Annotated in this window: 19 protein-coding genes and 3 pseudogenes; 18 read left to right on the top strand and 4 right to left on the bottom strand. The window is 67.4% G+C overall.

Translation table 11 applies throughout. From position 1 onward, the window contains the following. Nucleotides 1–161: 161 nt before the first annotated feature. From NGB36_RS24615 to NGB36_RS24665, 11 genes and pseudogenes are all read left to right on the top strand, one after another. A pseudogene (locus NGB36_RS24615) lies at nucleotides 162–366 on the top strand (hypothetical protein). A gap of 87 nt (nucleotides 367–453) precedes the next feature. Then, the gene (locus NGB36_RS24620) at nucleotides 454–558 is read left to right on the top strand and encodes an LPFR motif small protein (RefSeq protein WP_255922662.1); all 105 of its coding nucleotides are present in this window, start codon (nucleotides 454–456) and stop codon (nucleotides 556–558) included. Nucleotides 559–819: 261 nt separating this feature from the next. Next, the gene (locus NGB36_RS24625; protein WP_255922663.1) at nucleotides 820–1377 is read left to right on the top strand and encodes a hypothetical protein; all 558 of its coding nucleotides are present in this window, start codon (nucleotides 820–822) and stop codon (nucleotides 1375–1377) included. 84 nt (nucleotides 1378–1461) lie between these two features. Further along, nucleotides 1462–1914, top strand: a complete 453-nt coding sequence (locus NGB36_RS24630) for a hypothetical protein (RefSeq protein WP_255922664.1) — start codon at nucleotides 1462–1464, stop codon at nucleotides 1912–1914. A gap of 157 nt (nucleotides 1915–2071) precedes the next feature. Beyond that, nucleotides 2072–2227, top strand: coding sequence for a DUF6131 family protein (locus NGB36_RS24635; RefSeq protein ID WP_255922665.1), 156 nt, complete (start codon nucleotides 2072–2074; stop codon nucleotides 2225–2227). A 305-nt stretch (nucleotides 2228–2532) separates the two neighbouring features. Next, the gene (locus NGB36_RS24640; protein ID WP_255922666.1) at nucleotides 2533–2940 is read left to right on the top strand and encodes a YciI family protein; all 408 of its coding nucleotides are present in this window, start codon (nucleotides 2533–2535) and stop codon (nucleotides 2938–2940) included. Nucleotides 2941–2948: 8 nt separating this feature from the next. Next, entirely contained in the window at nucleotides 2949–4094 is a 1146-nt protein-coding gene (locus NGB36_RS24645) for an RNA polymerase sigma factor (RefSeq protein WP_255922667.1), read from the top strand. Nucleotides 4095–4405: 311 nt separating this feature from the next. Continuing rightward, the gene (locus NGB36_RS24650; protein WP_255922668.1) at nucleotides 4406–4582 is read left to right on the top strand and encodes a hypothetical protein; all 177 of its coding nucleotides are present in this window, start codon (nucleotides 4406–4408) and stop codon (nucleotides 4580–4582) included. 345 nt (nucleotides 4583–4927) lie between these two features. Continuing rightward, nucleotides 4928–5746, top strand: a complete 819-nt coding sequence (locus tag NGB36_RS24655; RefSeq protein ID WP_255922669.1) for a YhjD/YihY/BrkB family envelope integrity protein — start codon at nucleotides 4928–4930, stop codon at nucleotides 5744–5746. A gap of 500 nt (nucleotides 5747–6246) precedes the next feature. After that, complete coding sequence (locus tag NGB36_RS24660; protein ID WP_255922670.1) at nucleotides 6247–6540, top strand: hemerythrin domain-containing protein; 294 nt, start codon at nucleotides 6247–6249, stop codon at nucleotides 6538–6540. A 137-nt stretch (nucleotides 6541–6677) separates the two neighbouring features. Further along, nucleotides 6678–6833, top strand: a complete 156-nt coding sequence (locus NGB36_RS24665) for a hypothetical protein (RefSeq protein WP_255922671.1) — start codon at nucleotides 6678–6680, stop codon at nucleotides 6831–6833. A 113-nt stretch (nucleotides 6834–6946) separates the two neighbouring features. Here NGB36_RS24665 and NGB36_RS33495 read toward each other — a convergent pair whose 3' ends face one another. Further along, nucleotides 6947–7753: an SPW repeat protein gene (locus NGB36_RS33495; protein WP_308288919.1), complete on the bottom strand. Its 807-nt coding sequence runs from the start codon at nucleotides 7751–7753 to the stop codon at nucleotides 6947–6949. 727 nt (nucleotides 7754–8480) lie between these two features. Here NGB36_RS33495 and NGB36_RS24675 point away from each other — a divergent pair. The 4 genes and pseudogenes from NGB36_RS24675 to NGB36_RS24690 all read left to right on the top strand — a co-directional run. Further along, nucleotides 8481–8666 (top strand): hypothetical protein, encoded by a 186-nt coding sequence (locus NGB36_RS24675; protein ID WP_255922672.1) that lies wholly within the window; start codon nucleotides 8481–8483, stop codon nucleotides 8664–8666. 49 nt (nucleotides 8667–8715) lie between these two features. Beyond that, nucleotides 8716–10035, top strand: coding sequence for an NAD(P)/FAD-dependent oxidoreductase (locus NGB36_RS24680; protein WP_255922673.1), 1320 nt, complete (start codon nucleotides 8716–8718; stop codon nucleotides 10033–10035). Nucleotides 10036–10384: 349 nt separating this feature from the next. Further along, on the top strand, nucleotides 10385–10873 hold the full coding sequence (locus NGB36_RS24685; RefSeq protein WP_372509519.1) for a DUF5709 domain-containing protein: 489 nt from the start codon (nucleotides 10385–10387) through the stop codon (nucleotides 10871–10873). A gap of 66 nt (nucleotides 10874–10939) precedes the next feature. After that, nucleotides 10940–11200 (top strand): annotated as a pseudogene (locus NGB36_RS24690) (alpha/beta fold hydrolase); the annotation flags it as partial. A gap of 55 nt (nucleotides 11201–11255) precedes the next feature. Here the strand turns inward: NGB36_RS24690 and NGB36_RS24695 are convergent. Continuing rightward, nucleotides 11256–11747 carry a SigE family RNA polymerase sigma factor gene (locus NGB36_RS24695; protein ID WP_255922674.1) on the bottom strand — a complete coding sequence of 164 codons (492 nt, stop codon included), beginning with the start codon at nucleotides 11745–11747 and terminating at the stop codon, nucleotides 11256–11258. Nucleotides 11748–12854: 1107 nt separating this feature from the next. Between NGB36_RS24695 and NGB36_RS24700 the strand changes: the two genes are divergently transcribed. Continuing rightward, nucleotides 12855–13787 carry a coiled-coil domain-containing protein gene (locus NGB36_RS24700; protein WP_255922675.1) on the top strand — a complete coding sequence of 311 codons (933 nt, stop codon included), beginning with the start codon at nucleotides 12855–12857 and terminating at the stop codon, nucleotides 13785–13787. 751 nt (nucleotides 13788–14538) lie between these two features. On the opposite strand, the gene NGB36_RS24705 is transcribed toward NGB36_RS24700, so the two are convergent. Beyond that, nucleotides 14539–14760 carry a hypothetical protein gene (locus NGB36_RS24705; protein ID WP_255922676.1) on the bottom strand — a complete coding sequence of 74 codons (222 nt, stop codon included), beginning with the start codon at nucleotides 14758–14760 and terminating at the stop codon, nucleotides 14539–14541. Nucleotides 14761–15779: 1019 nt separating this feature from the next. Here NGB36_RS24705 and NGB36_RS24710 point away from each other — a divergent pair. Next, nucleotides 15780–16712, top strand: a complete 933-nt coding sequence (locus NGB36_RS24710) for an LLM class F420-dependent oxidoreductase (RefSeq protein ID WP_255922677.1) — start codon at nucleotides 15780–15782, stop codon at nucleotides 16710–16712. Between the two features lie 28 nt (nucleotides 16713–16740). Further along, nucleotides 16741–17940, top strand: a complete 1200-nt coding sequence (locus NGB36_RS24715) for an MFS transporter (protein WP_255922678.1) — start codon at nucleotides 16741–16743, stop codon at nucleotides 17938–17940. 111 nt (nucleotides 17941–18051) lie between these two features. Here NGB36_RS24715 and NGB36_RS24720 read toward each other — a convergent pair. Continuing rightward, a pseudogene (locus NGB36_RS24720) lies at nucleotides 18052–18459 on the bottom strand (hypothetical protein); the annotation flags it as partial. Between the last annotated feature and the right edge of the window lie 389 nt (nucleotides 18460–18848).

Below are 18848 nucleotides of genomic sequence, written 5' to 3' on the forward strand. Positions count from 1 at the left end.
CCCTATATACCCGATCCGTATCAGCTACACATGAACGCAGGCTCGGCGGGTACGCGATGCATGTCCTCACGGGCGGTGCGGCGGCGCGACTGGGCGATCGAGGCCGCGCTGCACTCGGGCCGAGGCCGGACGGTCTCGCATAGGACCGAGGAGGCAAGCCGATGACGAGCGCAACGGAGACCGGTGGCATCACCGGGACCCAGGACAAGAATTACCACCTGGTGTGGTTCACGGAGACGTGCCTGAGTAACGCGCTCCGCCTGGAAAAATTACATTCAGGACGCCGAGCGTGTCCACGACACCGAGGTCGCGGAACTCTTCCGCAAGGCGCAAGCCGACCGGCTTCGGTCACGGCTCAGCAGCTGAGCACTAGCAAATGGATAGGGCGGCGGCGGGCCGTGGGGAAACCGGCCGTCGCATGCGGGGACGAGTCGGCGTCTAGGAGGTGAGGGCATGTTCCAGGCCATTGCCGATGTCCTGCGGGCGATCGGCGGGGCACTCGCCACAGTGGTGTCCGCTCCGTTCCGATTGGTGGCACGGCTTTTCGGCGGCGGGTGACAGCCCGACGCCGGAAGGGCTTCGGGCTCATCCAGCAGGACGGCGGCGGCTCCTTCATCAACGAATCGGGAAACCCGTCCCAATCGCCACACCCGTGATCGGCAAAGACACCGGTTCTGACACAGCTGGCCTGCGAGAACGCCGCTGAGGTCGATCCCGAATGTGATCGGGGCGAGTGCGTACGCCGGCGAAGAACAAGTCATCACGTTCGGTTTGAATGGGATAAAATGGGCTAATCCCTGCGGAGGTGAGGGGTTGCCGATGTCAACCGGAACGCTTTTGGCGATCATCATCCCGATCGTGGTGGTGGTTGTCCTAGTGGCACTAGCGACGGCGCTGGTCATGCGTCGTCGCCATCTCAGGCAACGCTTCGGCCCGGAGTACGAGCGGACGGTGGAAGAAGCTGACAGTCGATTGGCCGGCGAGCGGGAGCTCAGCGCCCGTGAGAAGCGCCACGATGCGCTGGACATCAAGCCGCTGCCTACTGCGGTCCGGGATCGTTACGCGCGGGACTGGAGCAGCGTGCAAGAGGAGTTCGTGGACCGGCCGGAGGACGCTGTACACGACGCGGACCGTCTGGTGACCTCTCTGATGCACGAGCGCGGCTATCCGACGGAGGGATTCGAGCAACAGCTCAAAGATCTCTCGGTCGAGCACGGCCGCACGCTTGAGCGCTACCGGGCCGCCCACGAGATCGACACACTCAGCACCAGGCACCAGGCAACCACCGAGCAACTGCGGGGCGCCATGGTGCACTATCGCGCTCTGTTTGATGAGTTGCTGGGCGACGGCGGCCAGCCCCGTCACGCCCCTGCCTGAACTGAACCGCCCTACGCCCCCATGGCTGACGCCGGGGCGAGTCGCAAGGAACGGCGACAGAGGAAACCCATGCAACGTGACCACATGTCAGACCAACGAGAAAGCAGCCTGTCAACTGAGGACCTCGCCCAGCTCCGCGACCGAACCCGCGAAGAATCGGCCCCACATGACGCCCCTGCCTTCCCGGAAGAGGCAGGAACATCGGAGCAAGAGCGAGAGTCGGTCGAACCCCAGTCTCAAGCGGAAAGCGCGACGGCAGAGGAAGAGGCTCAGCAGCTGCTGACAGAAAAGGACGAGGACAGCTTCCGCGAGCGGTGGCATGAAATACAAAACGACTTCGTCGATGACCCGCGCGAGGCCGTGCATGACGCCGACGCCCTGGTCGCCGACGTCATGCAGACGCTGGCCGGAACCTTCGCCAAGCACAAGCAGGACCTAGAAGCCCAGTGGAACCGCGGTAATGAGGTCGACACCGAAGAGCTGCGCATGGCACTACGGCACTACCGGTCCTTCTTCAACCGGCTGCTCACCGCGTGAACAGGCCGGCCCAGCGCGAGGCGACAGTAGGGAAGCGCACGCCTACCATTCGGGTAATCGACAAGTGTGGTTACCAGTGCGGACTTACGGGTCCCGCGCCGGTGGGCGCACTTCGTTCCGCAAGGCCCTGGCAGTTCAACGGGGATAGGAGGCCGTAGTGATCGTCCTCGGCATCATTTTGCTCATCATCGGTCTGGTAGCCAAGATCGCCATCCTGTGGACGATCGGGATCATCCTGGCCGCCATCGGAATTGTTCTATTCGTCCTCGGCTCCCTGGGGCACGCCGTCTTCGGTCGGCGCCACTACTGGTAACACGAGCCGGACCCGCTTGGCCTGGTGGTCCCTGCGCCCCGTGCGGGGCGCAGGGCGAGGGGAGAGCACGATCGCGGGTGACGTCGAGGACGTGCATGCCCTCTACGCCGAACAATTCATCGGTTCGAGCACACCACGACGCGTCAGGACCACACGCGTGGACCCGGACACCGCGAGAGGGCTCACCCAGGCTCATCCACGAGAGCCCAAAAAAATCGGACGGCGATGTCGAGAACCCGCGACTGGCTCCGTCCCCGTGGTGAACGCGACCACAATGGGTCGCACCAGCACCGGGGAGAAACACGATGGCCAAGTACTTGCTGCTCAAGCACTACCGTGGCGCTCCGACTCCGGTCAACGACGTGCCGATGGAGAAGTGGACGCCGGAGGAGATCTCGGCGCACGTGCAGTACATGAACGACTTCGCGGCCCGGCTGGAGCAGACCGGCGAGTTCGTCGACGGTCAGGCGCTGGCCCCCGAGGGGACGTGGGTCCGGTACGACGGTGAGGGGCGCCCGCCGGTCACTGACGGCCCGTTCGCCGAGACCAAGGACCTCATCGCCGGCTGGATGGTGATCGACGTCGACAGCTACGAGCGCGCCATCGAGCTGGCCGGGGAGCTGTCGGCCGCCCCCGGGGCGGGCGGGAAGCCGATCCACGAGTGGCTTGAGGTGCGCCCGTTCCTGGGCTCGCACTGCACCATCACGGAGTGACCTCATCGATGAACGAGGCCCTGATCCGGAGCCTCACGCCGAGCGTGCTCGCCGTCCTCGTCCGCCGCGGAGCGGACTTCGCGGCGGCCGAGGACGCCGTACAGGACGCACTGGTCGAGGCGGTCCGCGTCTGGCCGGCCGACCCTCCGCGGGATGCGAAGGGTTGGCTGATCACCGTGGCCTGGCACAAGTTCCTCGACGCCACCCGCTCGGATGCCGCCCGCCGCCGGCGTGAGGACCTCGTCGACGAGGAGCCGGCGCCCGGGCCCGCGCCCGCGGTGGACGACACGCTCCAGCTCTACTTCCTGTGCGCCCACCCGTCGCTGACGCCGTCGTCCGCGGTCGCGCTCACGCTGCGCGCCGTCGGCGGGCTGACCACCCGCCAGATCGCCCAGGCTTACCTGGTGCCCGAGGCGACCATGGCGCAGCGCATCAGCCGTGCCAAGCGCACCGTGGCCGGCGTGCGGTTCGACCAGCCCGGCGACGTCGCCACCGTGCTGCGCGTCCTCTACTTGGTCTTCAACGAGGGCTACTGCGGCGACGTCGACCTCGCCGCCGAGTCCATCCGGCTCACCCGGCAGCTCGCGGCCGCAATCGACCACCCCGAAGTGGCGGGGCTGCTCGCCCTCATGCTGCTCCACCACGCCCGGCGCGCCACCCGGACCGCGCCGGACGGCAGCCTGGTGCCGCTCGCCGAGCAGGACCGCGGCCGGTGGGACACTGAGTTGATCGCCGAGGGCGTCGAGATCCTGCAGGCGGCCCTCGCCCGCGACCGGCTGGGCGAGTTCCAGGCCCAGGCCGCCATCGCGGCACTCCACGCCGACGCACCCACCGCCGAGGAGACCGACTGGGTGCAGATCGTCGAGTGGTACGACGAGCTCACGCGCCTGACCGACAGCCCCGTCGTCCGGCTCAACCGCGCAGTGGCCGTCGGCGAGGCCGACGGACCGCGCGCCGGGCTGACGGCGCTCGAGGCGCTGAACGACTCACTGCCCCGCCACGCCGCGGTGGCGGCGTACCTCCACGAGCGCGACGGCGACCTGGCGACGGCGGCACGGCTGTACGCCGAGGCGGCCCACAAGGCACCCAACCTCGCCGAGCGCGATTACCTGACCCGCCAGGCCGCCCGGCTCAATGCCCGCCGGTGCAGCTGACGGGTAGCGCTCCTTCAACTGTGCGGCGACGTGCCAGGGCGTGATCTACGGCATCTCTCAGGAACGCGCTTGGCGGCGTGCTCGGCCTTCTTGCCTGCACCCATGGCCCACTCCTTTCAGCGGCTCCGCGACCCGGTCGCCGCGGGGAGTTCCGAGATACGCCTACCCAGGCATACGGCGCCAAACAGCGGCAGGTGAGGCGCTCTCGGGAGCCGGCTCGCGCCTTGTGACGGGCCGGGATGGAGCCGGGGCGCATCCGCGGACGCTGGTAGGGCATTCAGAACGAGTTCGTCGATGATCCTCGTGACGCAGTGCATGCGGCCGACGCCTTCGTGGCCGGCGTCATGAAAAACCTGGCTGCCGCCTTCGCCAAGCACAAGCGGGAGCTGGAGGGGCAATGGAATAGGATGAGCCGGCGAGCACCGAAGACCGGCGCAATGGTCTGCGGCACGACCGGTCCTTGGTTCAATCTGTTGCTCACCGCGTGAAACAGCCGATGCTCCACATGCTCGGGAGGCCATTTTGATCGGTGGTGGGCATTGCATTCTCGTCGTCCTATCGCTCCTTGCTCGGTTCCTTGCGGCAGGGGGCATCGGGTGGGCGCCCGTACTGGCAGAGTGTTTTCCATCGGCCGCCTCAGTTGCGCCGTCGCACGGCACGTGCAAGCACTGACGCCCGGTGAGGACGTGGCGTTCATGTGTTATGCCACGGTTGCCGTGAGACGACGAATGCGCTTCGGGCATCATGTCCAGGCTCTCCTGCGGGCCCGGTCTCCCTTGGCGTCGGGCGCTTCGACGCCATCCCTGTCGGTTCCCGTAGCATGAGGGGTGAACATGCCCAGGCGGATCAGCCTGGCCGGGCGCCTGAAGGGCGCCCGCCGACGCTTGGCCCTCCGCTCGTTGTGGGTGCGGGGGAAGGACCTGGAACTCCTCCACCGTGCCATGGGTTTCGCCGCTTTGGCGCTCGTCACCATGACTCCGCTACTGATCGTGGTGGCGGCGGCGAATCCATTTACCACGCGTGGTTTCTCCATGTGGGTAGTCGACGGCATGGGTCTTTCGGGGCGGCCGGCGCAGACAGTTCAGCGACTGTTCTCCGCACCTTTGCGTGTGCTCAGCACCACCAGCGCATTCGGCCTCCTAGCGCTGGCTGTCTTCGGCCTGACCTTTGCCGCGAGCGTGCAGACGGGTTATGAGAAAATCTGGGAACTATCGGGGGGGCCCTGGCATAAGGTCTGGCGCCAAGCGGTGTGGCTGGTGGCGCTGACGGGGTATCTGTATGCCTTGGTCCAAAGTGGATTGGTGCTTCGGCACGGCGCGTGGGAAGAGGCGATCCGCGTCGCGCTGACGGTGCTCTTCGGAGTGCTGTTCTTCTGGTGGGGGCAACGTGTGCTACTTGGGAGCCGTGTACCCTGGCGCGCTCTATGGCCGGGTGCGGTGGCAACCGTGATGGGCTTGGGAGGACTGCGGGGTTTCTCGTTCTTGGTCTTCGCACCCCTCATCGTGACCAATGCAGTCACGTACGGAGTTCTCGGAACTGTGCTGGTCGTGCAGTCATGGCTCATCGGCGTCGGCTTCGTCGTCTTCGGCGGGGCGCTGATCGGGCGCCATTTTCACGAGCGGCTGGGGGAGCGTGGCGAACTTCCCACATAGCGGGCGCGCACCGGCTCCGGCACCGAGTGTCCGAGTTACCGCCGGTGTGCAACGCTGAAATTGAGCCGATCACATTCCACGCCTCTTCCGGGCTCTCACCGGACCTCCGGTGCAAAGGCCACCGTTCGGGCTTGGGCACTGCACTGGCCAGCGCTGCTCGGCGTCGACCAGGCCATGCCCGCCGTTGACCGCTCGGCGTCGACCAGGCCATGCCCGCCGTTGACCGCTCGGCTGGTGTGGTCTCTGTCCGGCCGAGGGGCGCCAGCGGACCAGCGTGGCCTGTCGCCTGCTGCACCGGCCCACTACTTCCGCGACGGCCCGGACCCGGTGGGGCAACTGGTGGCTGAACTGACAGAACGGCGCACCCCCGGTGACAGGCGTCAGTACGACGCCCGCGACGTGGCGGCGTTCATCCCGCCACATTGCGGTGACCCGTACTGAACGAACCACCGCAACGAGTGATGAAGAAGCGGAAAGACCCTCAAAGAGAGGACTGGCTCATGAGCACGGCCAAGACGGAGCGCGCAGAGGCTGCGAAGCTCCCGGATGACGATGTGATCGGCGTCCTTCTGACCCAACACGCCCGCATTCGTGATCTTTTCGGAGAGATGAAGACTGCCCGAGGCGATCACAAGAAGGCGGTTTTCGAGGAGCTCAAGGCGCTGCTCGCGGTGCATGAGACTGCAGAGGAGATGATCGCGCGCCCGGTGGCCAAGAGGAGCGCAGGCGAGAGGGAGGCCGACGCGCGCAATCACGAGGAAGAGGAGGCCAACAAGGTCCTCGCCGCGTTGTAGGGGATGGACGTCGGCAGTGCCGAGTTCGATTCTCTCATCGCTGAGTTCGAGAAGTCCGTGGTCGCTCATGCAGGCACGAGGAGAAGGAAGAGTTCCCGGCGGTGCACCGGGATTGCTCCCAGGAGCAACTCGCGGCCATGGGAACGCGACTGCTCGCCGTCGAGAAGATCGCACCAACCCATCCCCACCCCGAGGTGGCAGGCTCCCCGATGGCGCAGGCGGCGATCGGACCCTTTGCTTCCCTTGTCGACCGCACGAAGGACGCGCTTAAATCGGTGCAATCCGGCGGCTGATGCAGGAGGCCGCCCCGAACGGCGAGGCGACCGGCGGGACTTCGGAAGTCCGGCCGCTCGCACACCCTAAACGTCTCACCTCCGATGGGGGCCGCGGACCCAGCCTGTTGTTGTCAACGCGGATACTGCGAGCCACCAGCGTCGCCCAGGCCCTGGCCAGGCCCGGCGGGCCCGGCTCCCGGTGGGTAGTCGGTGGGGTACTCCGTGCGTCCATCTGGTGCGGCGGGCTGTTGTGGTGGCGGCTCGCCGTGGCGGGACCACCCCCAGACCGACTGCGGTGTCTGCGTCCTGCCGCTCTGCACGGCGAGCCTTCTGGCATCGCCGCGGGCGAAGCTGCACATGGCCAGTGCCAGGCACAGAGCCAGGGCGCCGGCAATGACGTTACTGGTGATGGTTCGGGCCGTGGCGGGCGTTCCGTAGACCGCCCAGGGCGCGATGATGGTCCACAGTCCGATCAGACACGCGGCCCAGCCACGGGCGTGGCTGCGCTCGAAGGCAGGTCCGAAGCCGCCAATGAGGAAGGCGTATGCCAGACCGGTGACCAGGTTGTTGACGGCCAGTGTAGGGAAGCCGTTAAAGCCGACGATCCATGCTGACACCGCCAGGTAGAGCCCCACCGCGATCGCCAGAGCCTCGGCGGCCTGTCCGACCGGTGTGAGCGAAATGCGTTCGTAACGGGCGCGCAGCTCGACGATGTCAGGATGTGTCTCCATGCTCGGCACATGAGTCGGTGCCGTCACCGCTACCACCTCCTTGAAAGTGGTGCACACACGTACCGACACTGCGGATACCCGATTGCATGCCTTATACGCCACTTGGTATGACACCCCGACCGCCAGCATCAGGAACGCGATCGCCACCGAGATTGGCAACCAGTTCCGGAGACCTGCGGCGCCGCCCAGCACCAGGATGGTGGGCATCGCCTCGGGCCGTAGGCGATCGAGGGCAGCGCATCGGCCGACAGCACCGGCAGCGCGACCAGTTTGCGCATCCGCTCGTGCGCGATGGCGCTGCCCCTGTACGGGTGACCGAGCAGCACCCGGCGCAGCTGATGGCCGATGGTCGCCGCCGCCGACGGCCAGACCTCCGCCTCCTCGGTCTCCTCCACAGCTGCACGCGTCCGGCCGCGCTTGACAGCGATGGGATCCGGACGAACCGTCCGAGGCGGCCGTGCTGAATCGACTCGGGGTAACCGCCCAGATGCGGATCGACCGGCAATGCGCGACGCCAGATCTCCGGATCCCCGGTCGCCCGGCCCTACGCCTGCCCGGAGCCGACGCAGCATGACGCGCTGCCGCTCGTCGAGCGCCGGCAACAGCTCCGACGGACTCGGCGCACCCGGCTCCGCTGTCACGTTCAGAGTTCTAGCAGTTCCGAGTCGCCAGGGCCCGTCTCCCGCGGGCGGACCTGCCCTCGGCCGGCCGCGCCCTCGGCCAGCAGCGCATAGCCGGTCAACCACTCCGGCCGATGGCTTCCGGCATCCCCTTCGCCACCTCGTTGAACCAACAACCGCATGCGCGGCGCCTACATCCTACGTGCTCTCACTTCCCGAAATGGGTCCGGCAGCGGTCCGTCCCAGTGACCCGGCGCATACGCCGACAAGGTTCGGGTAACCGCGCTCTCATGAGGAGAGCGGAGCAGCCTCTGGTGATCGTCGATCCGCCGATGATCGGCGGCCGTCGAGTAATTGTCGAAGGGCGCGACGTCGGACGCGCGCATCGCCTGCCGGACCTGCTCGAGCTGCTCAGCCGTGTCGGCCTGGACGCGCCGGATCTCGCGGACCCGGCGTTCGTGGGCCGGCGAGGCGGAGTACCGGACACCTGGCCGGCATAGGCGCCAGCCGGCGCAACCGGCTGCTTCGAGGAGCCTGAGGAGCCGAACTGTGCACCGAGCCCGGATCGTGATCGTCGGAGCGGGTTTCGCCGGCTACCACGCGGCCCGCGCACTATCCCGAACGGCCCGCGGCGGAGCCGACATCACGCTGATCGACCCCAACGACTACTTCCTGTACATGCCGCTGCTGCCGCAGGTCGCCACAGGAATCCTGGAACCGCGGCGGGTATCGGTCTCGCTCACCGCCACGCTTCCCGGCGTGCGCCTGATCCTGGGCGAGGTCGACCGCGTCGACCTTGACGCGCGTCGCGTGCCCTTCACCGACCCCGAGGGCGCCCGCTGCGAGACCGCCTATGACCGCCTGGTACTGGCCGTCGGCAGCGTCAACAAGCTGCTGCCGATCCCGGGCGTGGCCGAGCACGCCCACGGCTTCCGTGGTCTGCCCGAGGCGTTGTACCTGCGTGACCACATCACGCGGCAGATCGAGCTGGCCGCCACCACCCACGACGAGCGGGTGCTGGAGGCGCGCCGCACCTTCGTCGTGGTCGGCGCGGGCTACACAGGCACGGAGGTGGCCGCGCACGGCCAGCTGTTCACTGATGCGCTCACCCGCCACGGGAATCGGCTGCGCGCCGGGAAGCGTCCGCGGTGGCTGCTGCTGGACGTGGCCCCGCGCATCCTGCCCGAGCTGGATCCGCGACTGTCACAGGCCGCCCACCGGGTGCTGGAGACGCGCGGGGTAGAGGTGCGCACGAACACCTCGGTGAAGGAGGCGACGTCGGAGGGCGTGCTGCTCTCCGACGGGGAGTGCGTCGGGACCCGCTCACTGATCTGGTGCGTTGGGGTCCGGCCCGACCCGCTGGTGGAGTGCGTGGAGCTGCCGACCCGGTCCGGCCGTGTGGTGGTGGACGAGTACTTGACCGTTCCCGGCCATCCGGAGGTCTTCGCCGCCGGGGATGCCGCCGCAGTGCCGGACCTGACCCGTCCCGGAGAGCTGACGCCGATGACCGCCCAGCACGCCATGCGCCAGGGCAAGGCAGTCGCCCGCAACGTCGCCGCCTCGCTCGGGCACGGCACCCGGCGCGCGTACAAGCACCACAGCCTAGGGTTCGCCGTCGACCTCGGCGGCCTTCAGGCCGCGGCCAATCCGCTGCGAGTGCCGCTGTCGGGACCACTGGCAGGTGCTGTCACCCGCGGTTACCACCTGGCGACCCTGCCCGCCAACCGGATCCGCGTCGGCGCGGACTGGCTGCTCGACGCGGTCCTGCCGCGCCAGACGGTGCAGTTGGGGCTCGTCCGCGGCCGGGCGGTGCCGCTGGACACGGCCTCACCCGAGACGACCTGGACACCGAGACGTGACGGCGACTAGCTAGTCCGCGTCGCCTCGCCCGCTGGCCTTGGAAGCACCCGCCATGCCTGTTGCACAAGGCTCCCGCGGGGCTCACGTCGACAACCTCGACACCGTTCGAGGAGCTCCAATTTGCCGAGTTCCTCCGCGTTCACGCCTTCCCGCGCATCATTTGCTGCGGGAAGGTGGTAACAGGTCAAGCCATCCGCGCGTGGCCGTACAAGATGCGCTGCGCAATCAGATACGGCGCACTCCATGATGGCGACAAGGTCGGCCTCACCTGGTGGCCCATCGTGACGAACCGCTCGCATACAGCGGCCACGGCCGGGCGAAGACCCAGGTGAGGGCACTTAAGAGCGAGGTACGGGCCGTGAGTGAAGACGTGAGTGAGAACGCGACGGGTGACGTGGTTTATCAGCCTGACCGGACGGAAGTGCAGGACGACGCGGGCCTGCTTGATCCGCAGGACACTCTCGAGGACCGAGGGCTCGAGAACGCGCTCGACGAGGGGTACTCGCCACCGGAGCGGCCGTACGGCCTTGACCACTGGGGTCTCAGCCCGGAAGAACAACCGCGTGCCGAGCCCTTGGACGCCCGGCTAGCACACGAGGTTCCGGAAAACGCCGCCCCTCTGGGCGACGGCCTGGGCGACACGCTGGACACGGACGGCGAACTGCTCGACGACGCAGTTGGAACCCGCAGGGCCGGGCGACTGGTGGCTCGCTACGACGAGAGCTACCCAGGCCGCGGGAACGATGTGTTCGCCTCTGACGTCGGCATCGACGGGGGAGCCGCCTCCGCGGAGGAAGCGGCTGTGCACATCATCCCTGACTCGGAGGACTTCGAAGCAAACCAGTGATGCTGAAGCGATCGACCACCTGCTCACTGGCAGCCTCCGCCCTGACACCATGATGGCACTGGGCGGCACGACGTCCACAGCCACGTCGACGTCGCCCCGAGGCTGGCCGCGCACGGATACCGCGTCATCGTCCCCTGCCTTCGCGGCTACGGGACCACCAGCTTCCTGTCCCCCAGGACGTTCCGCAACGCGCAGCAGGCGGTCTTCGCACTGGACATCCTCGCGCTGACGGACGCCCTGCGGATCGAGGAAGCCGTGCTGGGCGGCTTCGACTGGGGGGCGCGCACAGCGGACATCATCGCCGCGCTGTGGCCGGAGCGCTGCAGACGACCTCGAGGCGAGGCTCGCCGAAGGCCCGCGCATCAAGGTGCCCACCGTCACTTCACACGTGCAGGTCCGTCAGATCGTCGGTCAGATGCCGGGCGAGCGCCGCGCGGGCGCGGGCGAGGCGGACCTTGACCGTGCCTACCGGTGCGCCGGTCTGCGCGGCGACCTCGGTCACGGGGAGGTCGCAGAGGTAGTGGAGGACAACCACTCGACGCTGCTCGTTGGGTATCTCGCGCAGCGCTGCCACCAGCGCTGCGTAATCCGGTCCTGGTCCGGCCTGGTCCGGTGGGGTGCCGTGCCGGAACAGCATCAGCAGGTGGCGGTGCGCGCGCCGCCACCGGCTGATGGCGAGCCGCCAGGCCACCGTCCTGACCCAGGCCTCCGGTGCCCCGGAGGTGGAGAGTTCCTCGCGCTGTTGCCAGGCGCGGACGTACGCCTCCTGGACGACGTCCTGCGCCTCGGCCAGGCTCCCGGTCATCGCGTGCAGCTGGTCGACCAGCCGGGACCAGCTTCCGGCGTAGAACTCGTCGAACTCCTCAGGCGACAAGGGCTCCCGCTCCCTGCTCCGGCCGGTCCAACGGGATGCCCCCGGTGCGATGGCGGGCAGGCTGCCCTTCAGGCCGGAGACCGAACACACCCGCGTGGCACCCCCGGCAGGCGAAGCGGCCGTGCTGGCGGGGCCTTTGGCGTCGCCCACGGCGCCGACTGCCGCAGCGTTGCCGGGGGTCAGCGGACACGGCAACCGGGGAGGCGGCCGCGGATGCCTGACCGCCGGCCTGGCTGCCGCCCTCGCCACCGGTCAGCAGCACGGTGAGGCCGGCCATGCCCGCGATGGCCAGTGCCGGCGGGTGCGCGAGCACGCATAGAGGCTCCTCACTGACGAGTAGGTGATGATCCATGGCCTCTACGCGCCGGGACACCCACCGGGTTACATCCCCTCGACGGTTTTTCGTCACCTGCAGCACGCGTGATGTGCTGGCGGTGGGTTGGCCGTCAAGCGACTGCGGAATCCAAGACCACATGAGGATGTCATCCGCTGGCTGTTTCCCTCACAGACAGGCCGAACCGGCCTTGATCGCCCGGAAATGCGGTTCCGACACTTTAGCGGCAGTTACCGTCACATGCCGCCCCTCGTGCATACAACCAACCCGCCCCTGCAGTACCGCACTTGACCACCCTCATGCCAGACTCCGGTCATGGCAGGCGACGCGAGGGCGCCCAGAATGAGAGAACGGACCCCAGTCAGGGGAAACGGCCGCACTCGGGCCTTCCGGTCGGCAAGCCAGCCCACCCGTTGGCACTTACATGGCCGGAGCTGCCCGTATGGACCTCGGATTCCAACGACCCGGCCTTGCCTGGAACGGCTCGTTGGAACACATCCGGACCGGGTGGAACAAGTGCCCCGCAGCCGGGCGGTGCGCTTACAACGGCCTCCACCGCCGCGACGAACATCACCGGGATCAACGCCGTGAGTCGCCGACCCAACCAGATCCCTGCTCTGCATTGAAAGCCATGGTCGCAGCCGTGAAATGATGCGCGACCAACCTCAAGAGGGCCATGGCGTCTGCTGATGGGTCACATGCAGATCCAACGCCGGTAAAAACACCACAAGCCTGACATCATCACCTCCACCGGACTCTTTGACAGGAACCCCATGAGCGACACCTCCTCCTTCGGCTTCGATCTCGTGCGGCATGGATACGAGCCTGGACGAGTGGACGACCGCATCACCAAGCTCGTCGCCGACCGTGACAGCGCCCTGGCCAGGATCAGCGCGCTGGAGAAGCGCATCGGGGAACTTCACCTCGAGACTCAGAACGCCCAGGCACAGATCAACGACGCCGAGCCGTCGTACGCCGGTCTCGGTGCCCGCGTGGAGAAGATCCTCCGTCTCGTCGAGGAGGAGGCCAAGGACCTGCGCGAGGAGGCCCGCCGGGCCGCGGAGCAGCACCGTGAGCTGGCCGAGGGGGCGGCCAACCAGGTGCGTGCGGACGCCGAGTCGTACGCCGCCGAGCGCAAGGCGAAGGCCGAGGACGAGGGCTCGCGGATCGTCGAGAAGGCCAAGGGCGAGGCCGCCCGGCTGCACGGCGGAGCCACCAAGGACGCGGCGGCCAAGCGTGAGGAGGCGGACGCACTCTTCGGGGAGACGCGTGCGAAGGCCGCCCAGGCCGCGGCCGACTTCGAGACCAATCTCGCCAAGCGGCGTGAGCAGTCCGAGCGCGACCTGGCCTCTCGTCAGGCGAAGGCGGAAAAGCAGCTCGCGGAGATCGAACACCGAGCCGAGCGGCTCCGCCTGGGAGCCGAGAAGCTGCGCACCGACGCCGAGCGCCAGGCCCGCCAGACGGTGGAGACGGCCCAGCGCCAGGCGGAGGACCTCGTGGCCGACGCCAACGCCAAGGCCGACCGCATCCGCAGCGAATCCGAGCGCGAGCTCGCCGCGCTGACCAACCGCCGCGACAGCATCAACGCCCAGCTGACCAACGTCCGCGAGATGCTGGCCACGCTGACGGGCGCGACGGTAGCCGTGACCCCCGACCCCGAGGATGACGTGATCTCCCGCCGTGCCCCCGCCCAACAATTCCTCTGATGCACATTCGAGTTCATGTGCATCCGCCTCGGCGTGACAAAGTCCGGCTGCTACGACTCGTGTGGGACGTTGCCCTGCCGGTACCGCCCGGACGGTGGCGGCGGAGACGGCGATGCCCAACCGCGCGAACGTCCCCTGGACGCGCCGGTGCCCTCACCGCGGGGCTCTCCTGGGCCAGGCGCGGGATCAACTCGCTCATTTGCTTGGGTATCGGTGGCCGACCAGGTCGCTTGTTGGGCGCTCACGTGTCGGCGATCAGCTCCCGTGCCAGCGAAGCAGCGGCGCCCGGTTAGCGGTTAAGGTGCCCCAGCGCTGCCTGGGCAGCAGAGGCGACACGGTCGCCAGCGGGACCCGGTCGGCTGGTCCATCTTCGGTCGGACGACGTGGCTCTGGGTGCACTGCGAGTTGGTGCCGCAGCACCAGCGGTTCGAACGGTGGTCTGGCCAGGATGGACGAAGGCACGGCCCTCACGTTGTGGCGGCGGACTTGGCAGAGGGCACGACAGCGCAAAGTGCCATGCTCATTACAGCACCTGTCACTTCGTCAACTCGCCAGTTGACGTGAGCTCGTCGAACCCTTGCGATGGAGAGGGCGTCAGTTGGGTGCTCGTCGAGTTCGTGCAGTTTTCGTCCGAACGTGCACAGACCCTGGAACCGAGGTCCCAGGGTCCCTGACCAACCCTACTGGTGCTCAGATGCAACGGGTGGGCCGTTAATGCTGTTGGTGTGACGCCTTGTAACGAGCGATCCCGTCACGCTCCGGGAGTGGTCTGCACCGTGGCGAGGCCGGCGAACTGCGAGACGGGCAGGGCGGGCACCTGGGACTCGAGAGCTCCTGCGACGTCGCCGACGCCCACGGAGCCGCCGTAGCCACCGGCATAGGCAGAGGCGCCGGCGATACCACCAGAGATGGTGTCCAGCTCGCTGTCGGAAATCTCGCAGGTCTCGACCTGTGCCGTGACGTCCTTACGCATAACTTAGTCTTCCCTTCAATGCTCTGGGTATTTCCTGAGATACCCCGACTGGGTGGCAGAAAGCATACACATCCGGTTTATGACGGCGCCTGACGCCCGAATCCGGGTCATCAATCACCCGGACCGCAGGCACCTCACGCCGACGGGCCGTCCGATGCTCCACCGGACACTTTCTTACCACGACATGCTCCGACCCCAAGCTTCGCCAGCCCGATAATGAAGATTCCTTCACATCATCCCGTTGACTACCCCTCACGGTAGGCATTCAGGCCATAACTTACGCCAACAGGACATATTTGTATTTAGGGTTTGACGGCGCCTGATGAGGGATCTGAACACGCATAACATGCTGGATTGAGATCCTGCACCGCAGCAAACGGCGAGGCCTGCGGGTGTCGAATCATCATCCGTCCTGGCTAAAGGCGTGATCGGTGGTCTTCTGTGACGGTCGGGGCCGGTGGGGGAGTGGGGCCCTGGCGGTTGCTGAGCCGTGCTGCCGCCCTCTTGCCCTCTGGAGTGATCCAGATCACAGCAAAAACCTATCGGGAGATGTAACCCTGCGGGGCTCCCCATGCGTAGAGAATCTGAATAGTCCCCACCGTTGAGGGAGCACCATCCCCCAGGCATCACTCTTGCAATTCGACGTCGACAGAAAGCGAAGGTCTCAGCAATCCTGGCCTCTCCGCCTTCGCGCTGTGTGGACAGCCACGCCGTTCCGTTGGTCGAGGAAGAAGTCGTCCCAGTGGCGCGGAATGCGTACTGCCTTTGTCCCGCCGCATCGGCCGGCGCCCCAGGCCGCTAAGAGCACCCGTCCCCTTCGCAGGGAGCTCACTGATGTCCAGACCCATTTCCGCCTTCATCTGCTTAGCCGCGGCTCCGTCACCGCGATGGCTAGTGCCGGATTGCCGATCTCGCGCACGGCCCCGTCATGACGATGTCGACGTCCGCGCCGGGAGGCGGCCCTAGGCCGAACGGCGGAGCGGGCTGCGCTTTGTGGGCTGTCGGGGGAGGATCAGCCCATGACGATAAGGCTGGGAGTCGGACTACCGCAGATGAAGCGGTACGACGTGTCACGTGATGTGGCCGAGGTGGCGCGTACAGCAGAGCAGATCGGTTACGAGAGCCTATGGGTTTTCGAACGGGTTCTGTTCCCGGAACGGCCGCAACAGGGGCTGTACTCGATCCCCGGACTGGCGTGGCCGGACTCCTACCGGTCGGTGGCCGATCCGTTGGTGGTGCTGTCGCTCGCCGCCGCGGCAACTGAGCGGGCCCGACTGGGTAGCAGCGTGCTGATCGCGCCCTTGCACGTGCCGTTCCAACTCGCCCGCACTCTCGCCACGTTGGACGCGGCGAGCGACGGCCGGGTGCTGGCAGGGTTCGGCACGGGCTGGTCGCTGGATGAGTACGCGGCGGCGTCCTTCACCCCGTTCCAGGAGCGCGGGCGGGTGCTGGACGAACTACTTGACGTCTGTGCGGCGGTCTGGGGCCCGAATCCGGTCTCCTATCAGGGCACTTGGACCGTGATCAATGAGGCTGAGGTCGGGCCGAAGCCCGCGAGCCCGATCCCGGTCTATCTGGCGGCCGCCAGCCGAAAGGCACTGGACCGTGTGGCCCGCCGCGCCGACGGTTGGTTGCCCACGGGGACCCCACCGGAACAACTGGCGGCCCAGTGGCGGCAACTAATGGATCTGGCAGCGTCGTACGGCCGTGACGATCACCCGCTGGAGATGTGCGTACGAGCGAACGTGCAGCTCACCCGGGATCCGGTCGACGACGACCAGCGTCAGCCGTTCGTGGGCACGGTCGAGCAGATCGTGCAGGACGTGGCCGCACACGCCGCCGTGGGCGTTCACGAGGTGTTGTTGGACCTGCAGGGCAACGTACGTGACGCCAAGGAGCTCACCGATCTGGCGGCCCGGGTGTACGCGGACGTACGCGACGCGGGGATCTAGGTGTGCCGTCCGGGGTGGGGGCGGAGAGATGAGCGTTGAAGACGTGGAGGGCCGTCGTGCCCGGGACTGGTACCTCGCGGCCGCGGCGGTGTTCGCGGTCGGCATGGCGGGGACCACGCTGCCGACGCCCCTGTACGGTCTCTACCGGCAGCAGATCGGCTTCTCCGAACTGATGGTAACGGTGGTCTTCGCGGTCTACGCGTTGGGGGTGATCGCCGCGCTGCTGGTCGCCGGTGACTTCTCCGACGTTCTGGGCCGACGCCCGGTGCTGCTGGTCGCTGTGGGGTTGTCGGTCCTGAGTGCGGTGTGCTTCTTGTCCGAGAACGGGCTGCCGCTGCTGTTCGTGGGACGGCTGCTTTCGGGATTCGCCGCGGGGCTGTTCAGCGGGGCCGCGACAGCTGCCGTACTGGAGCTGGCGCCCCCGCAGCTAGGCGAACGGGCGGGATTCGCCGCCACAGCCGCCAACATGGGCGGCTTGGGCTGCGGTCCGGTGTTGTCGGGAGTCCTGGCGCAGTACGCGCCGTGGCCGCTGCGGCTGCCGTTCCTGGTACACCTCGCGTTGCTCGTGGCGGCCTTCGCCGTCACGGGCGCGCTGCCGGAGACGGTGGTGCCTCGTACCCCTCGACCGCCGCTGCGCCCTCAGGGTATGGTCGTGCCCCAGCAGACGCGTGGAGCGTTCGTGCCGGCTGGGCTGGCCGCGCTCGCCGGCTTCTCGTTGCTGGGACTGTTCACCGCGGTAGCACCGAGCTTTGTCGCCCTGACCCTGGGCGTGCACAACCTGGCCGTTTCCGGCGTGGTTGTCTTCTCGGTGTTCTGTGCCTCCACAGTCGGTCAGTTCTTGATGGTCCGGGTGGGCGTGCGGCGCGCGCTGCCCGTCGGGTGCCTGGTACTGACCACCGGCATGGCCCTGGTCGCGTCCTCCCTGCTGATGGTGTCCCTGCCGGTGCTGGTCGTCGGTGCGGTGGTTGGGGGCCTCGGCCAAGGTCTGGCGTTCCGCGCGGGCTTGACCAGTGTGAGTGCGGTGGCTCCGGAGGAGCACCGTGGCGCGACGATCTCAGCCTTCTTCGTCGTCGCATACGTCGGGATCTCCTTGCCCGTGGTCGGGGTCGGGGCCCTCACCCTGGCTTTGGGGCTGCGCGGCGCGGGTCTGGTCTTCGCGACTTGCGTGGTTCTCCTCTCGGCTGGTGTGGGAGCGTTCCTTCTGCGCCGGCCCCTGCGGACAGACTGAGGTCACGGACACATCCACATGGGAGGGGATGACTGTGGGGTCGTCGTTCGGGGCGAGCCCTTCGGCGCGCAGCACCCTGCGCACGGTCGCGGCGCTGACCCGGTGGCCGAGGCGACCCAGTTCGCCGTGCACACGGCGATATCCCCAGCGGGAGTTCTCCGCGCCGAGCCTGGTGATCAGGTCGCGCAGATCCGCTGCGACGGGCGGGCGCCCCGCCTTCCGCGGCTGCGTCCACTTCTTCTTGATCAGGCGCTCGTGCCATGCCAGCAGCGTGCGTGGTGAGACGATCCGATGGCCGCGCAAGGCTCGGGGCAGCAGCCGGGCGAGGGCGGCCAGCAGTGCCCGGTCAGCCCAGCCGGTCCGGGGTGGAGTGGTGATCTGACGGCGCAGCACCGCGACCTCGTGACGCAGGACCAGTATCTCCGTGTCCTTGGCCGCGGAAGACCGGGCCAACAGGATCAGCCGGCGAAGACTCGCGTGGCGACCAGGTAAAGCACTCGCACAAGCACGAGAACTCATCCTGCCGCAGGCGTGTCGCGTCAGGTCAGAACCGCTGAAGCCGTTCTGAAGCGCTATGCGCCAACTGTCTTTGCATCCAGGGGGATGACCCAGGCCCTACGGCACGCTCACGCGCAGCAGCAGGCCAAGGACTGGAACACCGGCTAGGCCCTACGCGCAGGCCGGACAGATGTGCGGATCCGGCCCATGCTCGTCGCCCATGAGCGCCTCTCATCATGACACTGCGGTGCGATCACGGCTCTCCGAAGCCATTTGCGCCGTAGCCGAGGACATGGCCAGGTTGCCCCGATCTTGAACCGTCGCACGCTTCGTCACGTAGGAACTCTCACGTGGGGCTTCGCAACAAGTCCGTAGTGATCACTGCTCGCTTGAGGATCTACCAATGACGA

Source organism: Streptomyces humicola (assembly GCF_024436035.1).
Lineage (GTDB): Bacteria > Actinomycetota > Actinomycetes > Streptomycetales > Streptomycetaceae > Streptantibioticus_B > Streptantibioticus_B humicola.

Coding starts and splice junctions, on each gene's coding strand:
- NGB36_RS24665 (WP_255922671.1), top strand. CDS start 6,678: ATGGGAACGCGACTGCTCGCCGTCGAGAAGATCGCACCAACCCATCCC.
- NGB36_RS24660 (WP_255922670.1), top strand. CDS start 6,247: ATGAGCACGGCCAAGACGGAGCGCGCAGAGGCTGCGAAGCTCCCGGAT.
- NGB36_RS24645 (WP_255922667.1), top strand. CDS start 2,949: ATGAACGAGGCCCTGATCCGGAGCCTCACGCCGAGCGTGCTCGCCGTC.
- NGB36_RS33495 (WP_308288919.1), bottom strand. CDS start 7,753: ATGCCCACCATCCTGGTGCTGGGCGGCGCCGCAGGTCTCCGGAACTGG.
- NGB36_RS24705 (WP_255922676.1), bottom strand. CDS start 14,760: ATGCGTAAGGACGTCACGGCACAGGTCGAGACCTGCGAGATTTCCGAC.
- NGB36_RS24625 (WP_255922663.1), top strand. CDS start 820: ATGTCAACCGGAACGCTTTTGGCGATCATCATCCCGATCGTGGTGGTG.
- NGB36_RS24630 (WP_255922664.1), top strand. CDS start 1,462: ATGTCAGACCAACGAGAAAGCAGCCTGTCAACTGAGGACCTCGCCCAG.
- NGB36_RS24715 (WP_255922678.1), top strand. CDS start 16,741: ATGAGCGTTGAAGACGTGGAGGGCCGTCGTGCCCGGGACTGGTACCTC.
- NGB36_RS24620 (WP_255922662.1), top strand. CDS start 454: ATGTTCCAGGCCATTGCCGATGTCCTGCGGGCGATCGGCGGGGCACTC.
- NGB36_RS24640 (WP_255922666.1), top strand. CDS start 2,533: ATGGCCAAGTACTTGCTGCTCAAGCACTACCGTGGCGCTCCGACTCCG.
- NGB36_RS24710 (WP_255922677.1), top strand. CDS start 15,780: ATGACGATAAGGCTGGGAGTCGGACTACCGCAGATGAAGCGGTACGAC.
- NGB36_RS24700 (WP_255922675.1), top strand. CDS start 12,855: ATGAGCGACACCTCCTCCTTCGGCTTCGATCTCGTGCGGCATGGATAC.
- NGB36_RS24655 (WP_255922669.1), top strand. CDS start 4,928: ATGCCCAGGCGGATCAGCCTGGCCGGGCGCCTGAAGGGCGCCCGCCGA.